Source organism: Rhodanobacter sp. AS-Z3, from assembly GCF_029224025.1.
GTDB lineage: Bacteria > Pseudomonadota > Gammaproteobacteria > Xanthomonadales > Rhodanobacteraceae > Rhodanobacter.
In genome coordinates, this window is sequence record NZ_CP119392.1 from 2,689,702 (window position 1) to 2,704,637 (window position 14,936).

A 14,936-nucleotide genomic window follows, 5' to 3' on the forward strand; every position below is an offset into this window, starting at 1 on the left:
CAGGGTCGTGCGGCTTTCGGACACCCTGTTCGCCCGCTATTCTGTTGGATGAATATTTCTGGAGGCCACCATGCAACTCGATAAACGACGCATCGCGATAACCGGCGGTTTCGGCACACTCGGCCTGGCGGCCGTTCAAGCAGCGCTCGGCGCAGGCGCGCAGGTCGTGGCCATCGACCGTGCTGACGCACCCGCCGAAGGCATCGGTCAGGCGACCTGCATCGGTGGGGTCGATCTGGCCGATCCAAAGGCTGCGAAGCAGGCACTGGCCGCCGCTGCCAAGGCGCTTGGTGGTCTCGATGCGCTGGTCAATATTGCCGGCACCTTCCGCTACGAAACCGTGGCCGATGGCAGCGTGGATACCTGGGATCTGCTGTACCGCGTGAACCTGCGCACCGCCGTGGCCGCCAGCCAGGCCGCGTTGGAACATCTGCATGCCGGTGGTCGCATCATCAATATTGGCGCCGCTTCCGCGCTTAAAGCGGGCGCAGGCGTAGGTGCGTACACCGCATCCAAGTCCGGCGTGATGCGCTTCACCGAAGCACTGGCCGAGGAACTCAAGTCGCGCGACATCACCGTCAATGCGTTGCTGCCCAGCATTCTCGACACGCCGCCCAATCGCGCCGACATGCCCGACGCCGACTTCGCCCGCTGGGTAAAGCCGGAGCAACTCGCCGACGTGATCGTGTTCTTGTTGTCGAAGCAGTCCTCTGCCATCACCGGCGCGCTGATACCGGTGACCGGTCGGGTCTGAACGGGGTCGAATCGAAGGCGCCAGCCTGCAACAGGCTGGCGCCTTCGCCGTTTTTGACCCAGGGCAAGCAACGTCACGACGGGTTACTCTCGTCAGCTGATTCCCACCTGTCAAACCCCATGTCCATCGTACTGACCCCGTTCGCCCACACCCGACTGTTCCCGCGCGACAAAAGGCCGAGCGCCATCCAGGATTGCAGCGCCGCGGAGTTCGAGCAGCGTCTCAACAGTGAAGCACCGCTGCAGGTATTGCCCGGCTACGCACCGTTCTGCCAGCTGCACGTTCATCGCAATTGGACGTCCACCCGTTGCACCGCCACACCCATCACCGACGGCAATAGTCATCTGCTGCGCTCTGCCTACGAGGCGCGCAGCCGCGATGAACTGCCGGTGCTGGTGCGTTGGTTCGAAGGCATCGATCCGCCGGTAGCGAACTACCTGCTGCCGATCCTCTACAGCCGCGACCAGCTCGCCAAGGAAGGCGCGCCGATTGACGCGGACTGGGGTGTGGTCGGCTGTCTCTATACCAGCGAACCGCAAGAGATTCCGATGGTACCCATCACCATGCTGCGCAATGCGCTCGGCGTGAAGGAAGGCGGTTCGGGCGTGCCGCTGGATCATGTAGCGTATCGACGCAGCGTGGCGTTCTGGGAAAGTCACGCCAACTGGCGCGGCTGACTTGGGTACGCCTGTCGTGAGCCTTGCGCCGAAGCCTGTGGCACGCACTGCACATCCCGCCACGCACTGACGGAAAATGCACCGTACCGCTCGCATCATCGCCCCATCATCACAAACACAGGCATACGATTTCGGGCTGAAGCTTGGGAGCCACAGTTGCTCCAACCCTGGCCATACGCGGCGTCGAGTGTTCTTCCGCTGCCGGTCGTTAGCTGAGTGCCTGTCCGTCGCATCGCAGCGCAGCGCTCATCGATGAGAGGAGGCAGCGTTCACCGTGATCAGCGGAAACTCGCACGAAACTCTGATCCGATCCGTCACACCCAAGACCGGTCATAGCGCAACGAAGCCTGGTCGATGCGGCCGCTGCGATCGTTCAACAGGCAGTCGCATACACACCCAGCGCGTGCTATGGCGGGCCCTGGTCTGCGCCGCGACGCTCAGCCTGGCCGCCTGCGCAGGCGGTCCTCATCTTTCGTTCCTGAATCCTCAAGGCCCGATAGCCGATGCGCAACGCTGGCATTTTTACGAAGTGCTCGGGGTCATGGTGGTGCTGGTGGCCGGACCGATCTTCCTGCTACTGCCGTTCTTTGCCTGGCGTTATCGCCTTGGCAACAACAAAGCCAGGTACACGCCACAGTGGAAATATTCGCGCCTGCTCGAAATTTTGTCGTGGGGTGGACCGGTCGTCATCGTCGCGATACTCGCCTTTTTCGTTTGGCGTGACACGCACCGACTGGATCCCTACCGTCCGCTGTCGTCGACGAAAGCTCCGTTGCGGATACAGGTAATCGGCTACGACTGGAAGTGGCTGTTTATCTATCCGGACCAGAACATTGCCACCATCGGAACGCTGGCGCTGCCGGTCGATCGCCCGGTGAGTTTTCGCATCACCTCGGCAACCGTCATGCAGTCGTTTTTCATTCCGGCGCTGGGCAGCCAGATCTACGCGATGGGCGGCATGGTCTCTCAATTGAATCTGGAAGCTCACAAACCTGGAGCATCACTGGGCGAAAACACCATGTACAACGGCGATGGCTTTCATCAGCAGAAGTTCACCGTGCAGGCGATGGATGCGAACCACTTCAGTGCATGGACCAAACAGGTGCGCGCGAGCGGCATGCCGTTGGACGCAAAGACTCTGCAACTCATTGCGAAGCGCTCAACGCGCGCTGAGTTGATCGCCGCCATGCCACGGGTAAATACCATCGAGGGAACCGCCTTTTTCACCGGGGCAAGCCCGACAATTTTTCCGGCCGTGGTCAAAGCGACCATGCAAGGCGACAGCTCGATCCCGGCAAGCGCCTTCACCCCATCGGGTAAACCTGCCGCCGGCAAGGACGATCAGCCATGACCATGCTGCAGCACTGCGCAGGCCCGTTTGGACGGCTGAGCCCGGATGCGCTGCCGTTCTGGCAGATGTTGCAGGCACCTAGCCGCGACAACGTCATCAACGGAATCATCGCCACCGGCGCGGCTTCGCTGGTGGTCTTGGGCGGTATCGCCTTGATCGTGCTGCTGGTCCGCTACAAGTTGTGGCGACCGCTGTGGTCGCATTGGTTGACCAGTCCTGACCACAAGAAAATCGGCATCATGTACGTGGTGATCGCGCTCGTCATGCTGGCACGCGCCTTGATCGAGGCGGTATTGATGCGGGCACAGCAGGCATTCGGCCTTGGCGGCGGTTTTCTCTCGCCTGATCACTTCGCCCAGCTGTTCAGTACCCACGGCACGATCATGATTTTCTTCATGGCAATGCCGTTTCTCACCGGCATCATCAACTACGTCATGCCGCTGCAGATCGGAGCGCGTGATGTTTCCTTCCCCGTGCTCAACTCGATCAGCCTGGGACTGACTGCGGCCGGCGCCGCACTGGTGATGGTCTCACTGGTGATCGGCAAGTTCTCCACCGGCGGCTGGTTCGGCTACCCACCGTTCACCGAAGCCACCTTCAGCCCCGGGGTCGGACCGGATTACTGGATCTGGTCGCTGAGCCTGGCGTCATTGGGCTCCACGTTTACCGGCATCAATTTTGCCGTGACCATCTACAAGGAGCGTGCCCCCGGCATGACTTTGATGCGCATGCCGCTGTTCACCTGGACAGCGCTGTGCACCAGCATCCTGATGATTTTCGCGATGCCGCCGTTGACCGTCGCCACCGCTCAACTGGCACTGGATCGATATCTGGGGTTTCACTACTTCACCAATGCCCTTGGCGGCAACATGATGAACTTCGCCAACCTGTTCTGGCTGTTTGGCCACCCGGAGGTCTACATCCTGATCCTGCCAGCGTTCGGCGTGTATTCGGAGGTGGTCTCCACGTTTTCCGGCAAGGCGTTGTTCGGCTACCGCTCACTGGTCATGGCCACCATGACGATCGCCATTCTGTCGTTTACGGTGTGGTTGCATCACTACTTCACGATGGGCCAGAACGCCAACATCAACGCGGTTTTCGGCATTGCTTCCATGCTGATCGGCATTCCCACCGGGGTGAAAATCTATGACTGGATGTGGACGATGTTTCGCGGGCGCATACGCTTCACCGTGCCGATGATCTATTCAATCGGCTTCATCCTGCTGTTCGTGCTGGGTGGCATGAGCGGCATCCTGCTGGCCAACCCCACGATCGACTATCAGGTACACAACACCGTGTTCCTGGTCGCGCACTTCCACAACGTGGCGGTGCCCGGCGTGCTGTTCGGCATGCTGACCGCTTATCACTTCTGGTTTCCCAAGGCATTCGGCTTCCGACTCAATGAACGCTGGGGCGTTGTCTCCGCGCTGTGCTGGATCGTGGGCTTCATGCTGGCGTTCTTCCCGCTGTATGCGCTGGGCATCATGGGTCTGCCACGCCGCTCGGTGGCTTATGCCGAAGCGCGCTATGTACCGCTGGAATGGGTCGCCTTTGCAGGGGCGTTGGTATTGCTGGCCGCCTTGCTTTCGCTCCTGTGGCAGCTATGGATTTCCATTCGGCAGCGCGAGAGCCTGGGGGTTCCCATCGGCGATCCGTGGGATGGACGAAGTCTGGAATGGGCGGTTCCCGCCCCGCCACCGGCGTACAACTTTGCCGTGCTGCCTACGGTAGAGGCGCGCGATGCGTTCACGCTGGCCAAGCAAGACGATCGCGCCTATCGGCAGGCTGATGACTATCGCGATATTGCGTTGCCACGGAACAGCGCGATGGGACCGGCGGTGGCACTGATCGGTTTTCTACTCGCGTTTGGCCTGGTCTGGCACATCGGCTGGATGATCATCTTGTCGTTTCTCGCTGCCGTTGGCAGCATGATCATTCACGGCTTTGCACGACACACTGATCGAATCGTTACTGCCAACGAGGTACGTACCGAGCATCGTGCCTGGCTGGATGCGGTAGCGCAGACCCGCGCCGTAACCCGTGAGCGCGAGTGCAGCGTTGCCAACCGTGGTCTGGCCACGCAAGACCACGCTGGGGTGAGTCGATGAACCTGCAGGTCACGCAGCCGCCGGAATTCAATCTCGGATCGGAATTCGCAAAAGCAGATCCGATCGCCGAAAAAGTCATGTTCGGCTTCTGGGCGTTCTTGATGAGCGACGCCATTCTGTTCGGGATGGTGTTTGCCACCTACGTGACATCGCTCCACGGCATGGCAGGTGGACCCGGACCACGGCAGCTGTATGACCTCAACAGCATCTTCATTGAAACCTTGCTGCTGTTGATCAGCAGCTTCACCTTCGGCATGGCGTCGCTGGCGCTCAAGTACCAGCACCGCCGCACCAGACTGGTCGGCTGGCTGCTGCTCACGTTGTTGCTCGGGGTGGCATTTCTGTGCCTGGAACTGCACGACTTCGCCAGCATGTTTGCCAAGGGCGGCGTACCCACGCGCAGCGGTTTCCTGTCGGCATTCTTCGGCCTGGTCCCGCTGCACGGACTGCACGTCGCCGCTGGTTGTATCTGGTTGATCGCCCTGCTCGGCCAGCTCGCCCGCTACGGGCTGGATACCGCGACCCAACTCGGCATCAAGCGGCTGGCACTGTTCTGGCACTTCCTCGACATTATCTGGATTGCCATTTTTTCCGTGGTTTATCTGGCGGGGCTGGCATGACTGAGACGGTGAAATCCGCTTCGCACGAAGCCCCTGTGGCAGACCAGGAACGCCGTGAGTTCCACGCCTACGTGTGGGGTTTGGGCTTGGCATTGCTGCTCACCGTGGCGGCGTTTGCGCTGGTATCAAAAACCCTGCCGCTCTCACACGTTCTCTTGCTGGGAATTATCGGCGCACTGGGTCTGCTGCAAATGGCCGTCCACTTCCGCTGCTTCCTGCATATCGGCTTCAGGCGGCAGCGGGAGGATCTTCTGCTGATCCTGTTTTCCACTCTGCTGTTGATCATCATGGTGGGCGGAACGATCTGGATCATGGCCAGTCTGGCAGTTCGCATGGCTCCTTGATGGAAACGTCCGGATTAGGCATGCCGTGCTCCCTGCGCATCCGAACGACGGCTGGTGCTGGAGTCCAGCGAGGTTCCGGCCATCGCAAGAGACTGCCTATCAGCATCATTGGAAGAATCGAATGGCTTGCCCGCCACCTTGCGGGCAGACTGCAAGAACGTACTCCCGCCAGCTTCTGACCAAAGGACGCACGCCATGTCAAAGTCCGACAACGCCGCCAACGGCGGCTCGACCACCGGCTCCGGTGCCCCCGCCATCAGCGATCGCAACTCGCTGACCGTCGGTCCGAACGGCCCGATCCTGCTGCACGACGTGCATTTCCTCGAACAGATGGCGCACTTCAACCGCGAGAAAGTGCCCGAGCGGCAGCCGCACGCCAAGGGCGCTGGCGCGTTCGGCGTGCTGGAAGTCACCGAAGACGTATCGCGTTACACCAAGGCTGCGCTGTTCCAGAAAGGTGCGAGTACCGACATGCTGGCGCGCTTCTCCACGGTCGCCGGCGAGTCCGGCAGCCCCGATACCTGGCGCGACGTGCGCGGCTTCTCGCTGAAGTTCTACACCGACGAAGGCAACTACGACCTGGTCGGCAATAACACGCCGGTGTTCTTCATCCGTGATCCGATCAAGTTTCCGCACTTCATCCGCAGCCAGAAACGGCTGCCGGATTCGGGGCTGCGCGACAACCACATGCAATGGGATTTCTGGACCAGCAACCCGGAAACCGCGCACCAGGTCACCTACGTGATGGGCGAGCGCGGCCTGCCGCGCACCTGGCGGCACATGAACGGCTACGGTTCGCACACCTATATGTGGATCAATGCCGCCGGCGAAAAGTTCTGGGTGAAGTACCACTTCCACACCCGCCAGGGCATGGCGTTCTTCAATAACGCCGAAGCCGCCGCGATGGCTGGCGAGAACGCCGACTTCCACCGCGCCGACCTGTTCAACGCGATCAAGCGCGGCGAGCATCCGGTGTGGGATCTGTCCGTACAGGTCATGCCTTACGCCGAAGCGAAGGGTTACCATTTCAATCCGTTCGACCTCACCAAGACCTGGGCGCACAAGGATTACCCGCTGATCAAGGTCGGTACGATGACCTTGAACCGCAACCCGGAAAACTTCTTCGCGCAGATCGAGCAAGCCGCGTTCTCACCGGGCAACACCGTACCCGGCATCGGCCTGTCGCCCGACAAGATGCTGCTCGGCCGCGCGTTCGCCTATGCCGACGCGCAGCGCAATCGCATCGGCACCAACTTCCATCAGTTGCCGGTCAACCAGCCGAAGGTGCCGATGAACACCTACATGTTCGACGGTCAGATGGCCTACCACCACAGCGGCAACGCACCGGTGCACGCGCCGAACAGTGGCGGCCGCCCGTGGTCCGATGAAACCGGTCCGGTGGCCGACGGCTGGGAGACCGATGGCGAGATGGTGCGCAGCGCCTACACCCTGCATGCGGAAGACGACGACTTCGGCCAGGCCGGCACCTTGGTGCGCACCATCTGGAACGATGCCCAACGCACCCAGTTCGTCGACCAGGTCGCCGGCAGCCTGCTTGGCGGCGTACGCAGTCCGGTGCTGGAGCGTGCGTTCGAGTACTGGAATAACGTGGACGCCAGTATCGGCCAGCGAATCGAAGACAAGGTGCGTGCCGGCAAGGCTGCGGACCCGGCCGAGGGTATGGGCGAGGGCTGAGTGGAACGAAAAATAGGGCCGGTTCGTCCACTTGGCGAACCGACGCTACTTGCCCCGCGGGACTTCCAGCAACGGTCCGTGTCGGCATCGAAGAAGACGAACGTCGCGGCACGAGCGGTGGCCTGCGCGGCACAGTCGTTGTGGGACGCCCGATGCGCTGAATGGGGACTGCCGAAAATTCAGTGCTCCAAACGGTCACCATGCGCTCGTGCCTGCGAGGTACCGAACAGCGCGCTCGCCGCGTAATCGAGATAGGCAATACTGGCGCTATCGAAACGCATGCATTTGCTGGCGCGAAGAGTGGCGAAGTCGAATGCATCGGTCGCATCGGAGGGCTCCATCGCACGCGCTAGCATCCGCGCCTCCGCAAGCTGCCCCCGGTCTGCGTTACGCCCGTAACCCCTCCTTCCTGCTCTGCCTCGATGTGGGGAGACCCTCCGAAGTAGTGACTCAATGCCGCGATTCGTGCACGTTCCGTGGGCGAGCCATTCACCGGCAGCAGCGGACTCAAGACCTCTTCGCGCCAGTCGGCAAGGCCGCCCGGCACGAACACTGCGTGGATGACGCCGAGCGAGCGCAACATGACCCAGGCTTGGGCGGCGTGCGCCCCCTCCTGCGAGTAAAGGACGATGGTCTGGTCGGGCGCAAAGTGTGACCTCGCCAACTGGTCGATCGGCACGTTCTCGGCGCTCGGAATGGCATAGTCGCGAAACTCGGCCGGCGAGCGCACGTCGATGACGCGTAGACCCGGTCGGCGATCGCGTATCCATTCGGCAAGCTGGCGTGCACTGACATGGTCGGAGCCTTCGTCGATCGCCCGGGCGATGGAATCCAGATCAAGCCCTCGCTGCGTCGTGCGAGAGGGGCTGCCTGCAAAAGGCGCCACCAGCCCCAAGGCAAGCGCGCCGATTCCCAACCCTCGCACAAGTTTCATCGTGCTGCCTCCCGCTTCGCGATCCACGCCAACATCGAGATGGCGATTACCGTGACCAGCGCGACCACGACTCCGTAAGGCAGGCCCGTGAGGCGCTGAAGCGTCAGCGGACCGTGTGGCGTCGAGCGGTAGAAAGGTTCGATCGCAGGGAAGGCCAAGCCGACAAGCAAGACGCCAGCGAACAGCCCGAGCATCGTCGCAGCACCTTCGATGCGGCCGCTGGCCAATGCCACGCAGGACGTGCCCGGGCACAGGCCACTCAGCACGAAGCCGAGTCCGAAGACCAGACCGCCGACCAGTTGCGGCAGCAGATAAGTTTCGGGCACATAGAACGTACCAGGATCGAACATGCCCAGCCGGCCGCCCCAAAAAACACCGAGCATCGCGGTCAGCATGGCGCTCAGCATCACCTTGAGGACGGTGAAATCCCGCAGGTAAAACTGGCCGGCGAGCTTCGGTGGATCGCCCAGGCCGGCGCGTTCGAGTGCCCAGCCAAACGCCATGCCGATGCCTCCCGCGATCAGCAAGTCGTTCATGACCAGAGCCTGCGAAACATCGGCGCCACGAGGAATCCGGCGAGGAACAACGCCACCATGAAGATCCAGGCACCGACACTGAGCATCGTGCCGCCACTCAATGCGAGGCCACTGGTGCAGCCTCGCGCCAACGCCGCACCAACACCCATCAACATGCCGCCTCCGATGCCAGCAGAAAGCAGGGCGCCGGACGGACGCACGGCGCGGACGAAGGTCAGGCGGATTCGCCCTGCCAGAGCAGCCGATACGGCTGCACCGACCATCACACCGAGAATTTCGACGACAAGCCAGGCCGTCCATGGCGAACCGTGCTGGAGATAGCTATGAAAGTAAGCACTGTGCACAGCAGTTTCCGGCGAGACTGCGACAACGACACCGCTTGCCACGCTTGCGAAAGCGCCAGATGCACCCAGCCCCTGCCCGGTCAGCGCGAAGCAGGCGAGCAGCACCAGGCCCAAGCACACGCCGGTCGCATGGGGGTCGGCATAAGGACGGAGCGCGGGCATCCTCAGAGCTCAACCGGCAAATCGCGCATCGTCCAATCTTCGAACGAGCCGTCGTAAAGCACAGCATCAATCCCCACGGCACGCGCTGCGAAGAGCACCGCGGTTGCCTGCTGGCCAATGTGGCAATAGGCGATCACCCGATCGCCCGGTTCGACGCCGGCCTTGCGAAACAAGCCAAGCAGTTCGGCGGGTGTCTTGAGGGTCAGATCATCGTTGGTGATGCCGGTGAAGGGCACGTTGTGCGCGCCGGGAATGTGACCGCGATGGTGGTGGCCATCCGCACCGCTCTCTTCGAGGCCGTCGTAGTACATCGCGGCACGCGCATCGATGAGAACGTAGCCCGGCTGCCGGGCGTGCGCACGCACGAACGCGGCGTCGACGATGGTCGGCTGAAGGTTGAAGGGCGTCAGCGTTCCCGGCTGCGTGACTGCAGTGACCAGGTCGGTCAGCGTCCGGCCCTCGCGGCGCCACTTCGGCATGCCGCCGTCAAGCAGGTCGGCATGCGCTGCCAGTCCGGCCGATTGCAGCGTGAACACTATCCGCGTCGCCACGGAAACCTGATTGTTTCCAAAGTACACCACGACGCGGGAGCCGTCGGAGATACCGAGGCCCTGCAGTCGCTGGCGCAATTCCGGCGCCGTCGGCATTTCCAGCGAAAGTTCGCCCGAGGTAGCGGCGACGTCGGCAAGCCTGACCAAGTGCGCCCCCGGAATGTGCGCGGACTTGTACTGCGACTCTTCGCCGACCTGCAGCAGCACAAGGTTCGAGTCGTGCAAGTGACTTTCCAGCCACGCTGTAGATACCCATGGCGCGGATTGCGCGGTGGCCTGCGGGGCTGCTTCTGCGTGCGTACGGTGCGGCAAGGTCGTGGCACCGAAGAGGATCGCAAACGCAACGGCGGCCTTGCCCGGAATCTTGATCTGCATGGTCTCTCCCAATTTCGTGTGTGCGACAGATATAGGGCACGCAGGAGTGCAGCGGGGTGGGCATGCGATGAAACCGGTCGACGATGCGATGAACCGGTCAATGCGCGGATGGTTCGCGGGCGCGATCGCGCTTGCTTTGCTAACGTGTTGCCTATGGATTTACCCAATGACGACTTGCATTCCCGACTGCCGCGAAGCGTGCTGTCGGACCTCGGCAGCTGGACGCTCTACCAGAACTTCCGCACCTTCACCTGGCCCTGGTTGCTCCGCCGGGGCATCGTGTTGTGGCCTTTGGCAGCTCTCGCCGGTTGCACCTATGCCACCTGGCATGCGTCGGCCATGGGTGGGTGGGCAGACTGGCCTGGACTGGCACTCCGGACATGCATTGCATCGTTGATCGCCGTGTCGGCCGGTCCCTTGCTTGCCACGCTGATCAGGCATTGGCGTCTGCCGCTGGCCGTGGAGCGCTTGCTGGTGCTGTTGGCGATCATGCTCGGACTATGGATAGGAACCATTGCACTGGACTGGGTGGGTGCTTATCACGCCCATCTCATGCAGGCCTATTCCGGACGCCCCACGGGACCCAACCTGATCGGTCAGACCGTTTCAAACTTTCTCGCTGCCACCATCAACGCGTCCGTCCTTGTGCTGATCGTGGCGGGCGGAGGTCTCGCCGCCATCTACTATCTCGGCGAACAGCGACGTATCGCCCAATACGCAGCCGGTCGCCAGATCGAAGGCCTGCGCGCGGAACGCAACGCAGCCGACATGCGCCTGGCTGTCCTGCAGGCGCAGATTGAACCGCACTTCCTCTTCAACACACTGGCTTCCGTGAGATCGCTGATCGCCAATGAACCCGAACGTGCGGCAAAAACCATCGACGCGCTTGCGGCGTATTTACGCGTCGCGCTGCCGCGCATCCGCACAACAGGCATCGAGGAAGCCACGCTCGGTCGCCAGATCGATTTGTGCCTGGGCTATCTAGAGATCATGAATGTCCGTACGGCCGGCCGTATCAAGGTTCATCTCGATGCGAGCGACGATGTCCGCGCGCTGCCGTTCCCTCCATTGATCCTGCTGACGCTGGTGGAGAACGCGATGACCCACGGCATCGAGCCGAAACCCGGACCCGGCATGATCGCGATCATCGCCGGCACCGTGGATGGATTCCTGAGCGTGAGCGTCGAAGACAACGGCATGGGATTGCAGCCTGGCACCACGCCCGGCCTGGGCCTCGCGAATGTTCGCGCCCAGCTCCGCGATCGTTTCGGAACACGTGCGAGTTTCGACATCGCATCACGTGCCGGAGGCGGGGTGAGCGCACGCATCCAAGTTCCGCTCACGTTCCCATGACCGCACCCATCACCGCCCTCATCGCCGGAGACGAGAAACCGCAGCGCACGGAGCTGCGCGGCATGCTGGCAGCCCTGTGGCCGGAACTGACGATCGTCGCGGAATGCGAGGATGGCATCAGCGCGCTCGATGCGTGGACATCGAAGAAACCGGACGTTGCCTTCCTCGACATCCGCATGCCGGGACTGGGTGGCATCGAGGTTGCGCGGCAGGCTGAAAGTCCAGCCCAGGTCGTCTTCATCACCGCTCATGACGAATTCGCGGTGAAGGCCTTCGACGCTGGCGCCATCGACTACCTGCTGAAACCGATCCGCACCGATCGCCTTACCGAAACGGTGAAACGTTTGCGTAGCCGTCAGTCCGCAACGCAAGTCGATCTGCCGGCATTGATCGACAGCCTTGCAGGCCGGTTGACGCGAGCGGACACGATCACTTGGATTACCGCAAGCATTGGCGATACCGTCCGGATGATCTCCGTCGAAGACGTCGTTCTTTTCCAGTCCGAGGAAAAGTACACCCGCGTAGCCACGGCCAAAGATTCTGCATTCATCCGGACGCCACTGAAGGATCTGATGCTCAAGCTCGACCCGGAAGTCTTCTGGAGAATTCACCGCAATGCCATCGTTCGCGTGTCGGCGATCCGGCAGGTCAAGCCGGACGGGGATGGTCGCTTCCTGGTCTGGCTCCATGGCATGGCAGAGCCGCTCCGCGTGAGCGACGCTTACCGCCATCTTTTTCGCGCCATGTGATGTGGCATGCAGGACTGATGGCAGGCCAAAGCTGCTGCTCGTGACGAGCCCAACATCGCCTGGTTCAGCAACTGCTGATGTGATTCAGGGGACCCTCGCGCTTCTACGATCTCAAGCAGGTGCGAGGCAAGGACGATCGTGTCGCGTGCATCGTCTGCCGTGATCTCCACTGGGCGATGTTCGGGCGGCCGAGCACTCCATTCCGACAGCCAGTCTTGGCTGCGATCGACAACCGCGAAGTATCGGGATGCCGCGATGCAGAAACTGCGGTGGTTCCAAGCGCCACTTTCACTAGGGCTTGCTGACATGAATACCAAGATGGGCGATCTCTGCCTGCAGCAGCTTGCCCGGCCGTCGTCGGTCCCACAGGGGCAGGTTTCGCCAAATTCGACCATTTGGCACGGTGCGCTGCCCTCTTGAATAGCTGTCGAACCCGGCAACAAAAGGCAATCATCAACTACCAGAGCTGGCGACAACAAGACTGGAATTTTCCATCAGGTGAACCAGTCTGTGCGGCAATCGGCTGTTAGTCCTCCAGCATGCTGACATCACGCACCGCACCCTTGTCCGCACTGGTCACCAACTTGGCGTAGGCCTTGAGCGCGGAACTGACCTTGCGCTTGCGTGGTGACTTCGGCTTCCAGCCGGCGGCAGCCTGGGCGGCGCGTCGACTGGCGAGCTCTTCGTCGCTGACTTCAAAGCGCACGATGCGATTGGGAATATCGATGACGATGGTGTCGCCGGTCTGTACCAGGGCGATGTTGCCGCCTTCGGCGGCCTCGGGGGAAACGTGGCCGATCGACAGCCCGGCGGTGCCGCCGGAAAAGCGACCGTCGGTAATCAGCGCGCAGACTTTGCCCAGCCCCTTGGATTTCAGATAGCTGGTGGGATACAGCATTTCCTGCATGCCCGGGCCACCGCGCGGACCTTCGTAGCGAATGATCACGACATCGCCCGGCTTCACCATGCCGCTCAGGATGGCGGCGACTGCAGCGTCCTGGCTTTCCAGTACCACGGCCGGGCCGCTGAATTGCAGGATGCTGTTGTCGACGCCGGCGGTTTTCACGATGCAGCCGCGCTCGGCGAGGTTGCCGTACAGCACGGCCAGCCCACCATCCTGACTGTAGGCAAATTCGCGCGAACGGATGCAACCGGCTTCGCGATCGGTATCCAGCGTGTCATAGCGGCAGCTCTGCGAAAACGCGGTCTGCGTGCGGATGCCGGCCGGTCCGGCACGATAGAACTCGTGCACTACGGGATCGCTGGTGCGCTTCACGTCCCATGCTTCCAGCGCTTCGGCCAGCGACGGGCTATGAACTACCGGCACCGAGGTATCGAGCAGACCGGCGCGATCCATCTCGCCCAGTATTGCCATCACGCCGCCAGCGCGATGCACGTCTTCAAGGTGGTAGCTGCTGGATGGCGCGACCTTGCACAGGTTCGGCACTTTGCGCGAGAGCCGGTCGATGTCGCTCATGGTGAAATCGATCTCTCCTTCCTGCGCGGCGGCCAGCAAGTGCAGCACGGTATTGGTCGAGCCGCCCATGGCGATGTCCAGCGAAATTGCGTTCGCGAACGCGGCCTTGCTGGCGATGTTGCGCGGCAACGCGCGTACATCGTCTTCTTCGTAATAGCGTCGGGCCAGTTCGACGATGGTTCGACCGGCCTTGCGGAACAACTGCTCGCGGGCGGCATGCGTGGCCACCAGTGAACCGTTGCCCGGCAGTGACAAACCCAACGCCTCGGTCAGGCAGTTCATCGAGTTGGCGGTGAACATGCCCGAACACGAGCCGCAGGTGGGACAGGCGGAACTCTCGATCTGCAGCACCTCCGCATCGGATATCGTGTCGTCCGCCGCCGCCACCATCGCATCGATCAGGTCCAGTGCGACCTCCTTGCCCGCCAGCTTGGTCTTGCCCGCTTCCATCGGGCCACCGGAAACAAACACCACCGGAATATTCAGACGCAACGCCGCCATCAACATGCCGGGAGTGATCTTGTCGCAATTGGAAATGCACACCAGCGCGTCGGCGGTATGTGCGTTGCACATGTACTCCACGCTGTCGGCAATGATGTCGCGCGACGGCAGGCTGTAGAGCATGCCGTCATGGCCCATCGCGATACCGTCATCCACCGCGATGGTGTTGAACTCCTTGCCGACGCCACCGGCGCGCACGATCTCCTCGATCACCAACTGCCCCATATCCTTCAGATGCACATGGCCGGGCACGAACTGGGTAAACGAGTTGGCCACCGCGATGATCGGCTTCTGGAAGTCGCCGTCCTTCATGCCGGTGGCTCGCCACAGCGCGCGGGCGCCGGCCATGTTGCGGCCGGCGGTGCTGGTACGGGAGCGATAGACAGGCATGTGATTTCCCCGGCG

At 62.0% G+C, this 14,936-nt stretch carries 15 protein-coding genes; 9 read left to right on the forward strand and 6 right to left on the reverse strand.

Annotated features, from left to right (window positions below):
• The first annotated feature begins 70 nt into the window (after positions 1–70).
• From PY254_RS11915 to PY254_RS11945, 7 genes are all read left to right on the forward strand, one after another.
• A complete protein-coding gene (locus tag PY254_RS11915; protein ID WP_281012260.1) occupies positions 71–754 on the forward strand; it encodes an SDR family NAD(P)-dependent oxidoreductase in 684 nt (227 codons plus the stop codon).
• 119 nt (positions 755–873) lie between these two features.
• Complete coding sequence (locus tag PY254_RS11920; RefSeq protein ID WP_281012261.1) at positions 874–1,431, forward strand: DUF3228 family protein; 558 nt, start codon at positions 874–876, stop codon at positions 1,429–1,431.
• Between the two features lie 274 nt (positions 1,432–1,705).
• Entirely contained in the window at positions 1,706–2,782 is a 1,077-nt protein-coding gene (locus PY254_RS11925; RefSeq protein ID WP_281012262.1) for a cytochrome ubiquinol oxidase subunit II family protein, read from the forward strand.
• Positions 2,779–4,890 (forward strand): cbb3-type cytochrome c oxidase subunit I, encoded by a 2,112-nt coding sequence (locus PY254_RS11930; protein ID WP_281012263.1) that lies wholly within the window; start codon positions 2,779–2,781, stop codon positions 4,888–4,890. The genes PY254_RS11925 and PY254_RS11930 overlap by 4 nt, the downstream gene beginning before the upstream one ends.
• Positions 4,887–5,510 (forward strand): cytochrome c oxidase subunit 3, encoded by a 624-nt coding sequence (locus PY254_RS11935; RefSeq protein ID WP_281012264.1) that lies wholly within the window; start codon positions 4,887–4,889, stop codon positions 5,508–5,510. The genes PY254_RS11930 and PY254_RS11935 overlap by 4 nt, the downstream gene beginning before the upstream one ends.
• An 86-nt stretch (positions 5,511–5,596) precedes the next feature.
• On the forward strand, positions 5,597–5,854 hold the full coding sequence (locus PY254_RS11940) for a cytochrome C oxidase subunit IV family protein (protein WP_281012265.1): 258 nt from the start codon (positions 5,597–5,599) through the stop codon (positions 5,852–5,854).
• 195 nt (positions 5,855–6,049) lie between these two features.
• Complete coding sequence (locus PY254_RS11945; RefSeq protein WP_281012266.1) at positions 6,050–7,549, forward strand: catalase; 1,500 nt, start codon at positions 6,050–6,052, stop codon at positions 7,547–7,549.
• 179 nt (positions 7,550–7,728) lie between these two features.
• Here PY254_RS11945 and PY254_RS11950 read toward each other — a convergent pair whose 3' ends face one another.
• The 5 genes from PY254_RS11950 to PY254_RS11970 are packed head-to-tail and all read right to left on the reverse strand — an operon-like array spanning position 7,729 to position 10,451.
• Entirely contained in the window at positions 7,729–7,905 is a 177-nt protein-coding gene (locus PY254_RS11950) for a hypothetical protein (protein ID WP_281012267.1), read from the reverse strand.
• Positions 7,899–8,483, reverse strand: coding sequence for a rhodanese-like domain-containing protein (locus PY254_RS11955; protein ID WP_281012268.1), 585 nt, complete (start codon positions 8,481–8,483; stop codon positions 7,899–7,901). Before PY254_RS11955 ends, PY254_RS11950 begins: the two co-directional genes overlap by 7 nt.
• Positions 8,480–9,019, reverse strand: a complete 540-nt coding sequence (locus PY254_RS11960) for a YeeE/YedE thiosulfate transporter family protein (RefSeq protein ID WP_281012269.1) — start codon at positions 9,017–9,019, stop codon at positions 8,480–8,482. The genes PY254_RS11955 and PY254_RS11960 overlap by 4 nt, the downstream gene beginning before the upstream one ends.
• Positions 9,016–9,525, reverse strand: a complete 510-nt coding sequence (locus PY254_RS11965) for a YeeE/YedE thiosulfate transporter family protein (RefSeq protein WP_281012270.1) — start codon at positions 9,523–9,525, stop codon at positions 9,016–9,018. The genes PY254_RS11960 and PY254_RS11965 overlap by 4 nt, the downstream gene beginning before the upstream one ends.
• Before the next feature lie 2 nt (positions 9,526–9,527).
• Entirely contained in the window at positions 9,528–10,451 is a 924-nt protein-coding gene (locus PY254_RS11970; RefSeq protein ID WP_281012271.1) for a sulfurtransferase, read from the reverse strand.
• A 153-nt stretch (positions 10,452–10,604) separates the two neighbouring features.
• Here PY254_RS11970 and PY254_RS11975 point away from each other — a divergent pair, with 153 nt between their 5' ends.
• Both PY254_RS11975 and PY254_RS11980 read left to right on the forward strand, forming a co-directional pair.
• Positions 10,605–11,804: a sensor histidine kinase gene (locus PY254_RS11975; protein WP_281012272.1), complete on the forward strand. Its 1,200-nt coding sequence runs from the start codon at positions 10,605–10,607 to the stop codon at positions 11,802–11,804.
• Positions 11,801–12,553: a LytR/AlgR family response regulator transcription factor gene (locus PY254_RS11980; RefSeq protein WP_281012273.1), complete on the forward strand. Its 753-nt coding sequence runs from the start codon at positions 11,801–11,803 to the stop codon at positions 12,551–12,553. Before PY254_RS11975 ends, PY254_RS11980 begins: the two co-directional genes overlap by 4 nt.
• 526 nt (positions 12,554–13,079) lie before the next feature.
• On the opposite strand, the gene ilvD is transcribed toward PY254_RS11980, so the two are convergent.
• Complete coding sequence (ilvD, locus tag PY254_RS11985) at positions 13,080–14,921, reverse strand: dihydroxy-acid dehydratase (protein ID WP_281012274.1); 1,842 nt, start codon at positions 14,919–14,921, stop codon at positions 13,080–13,082.
• Positions 14,922–14,936 lie beyond the last annotated feature (15 nt).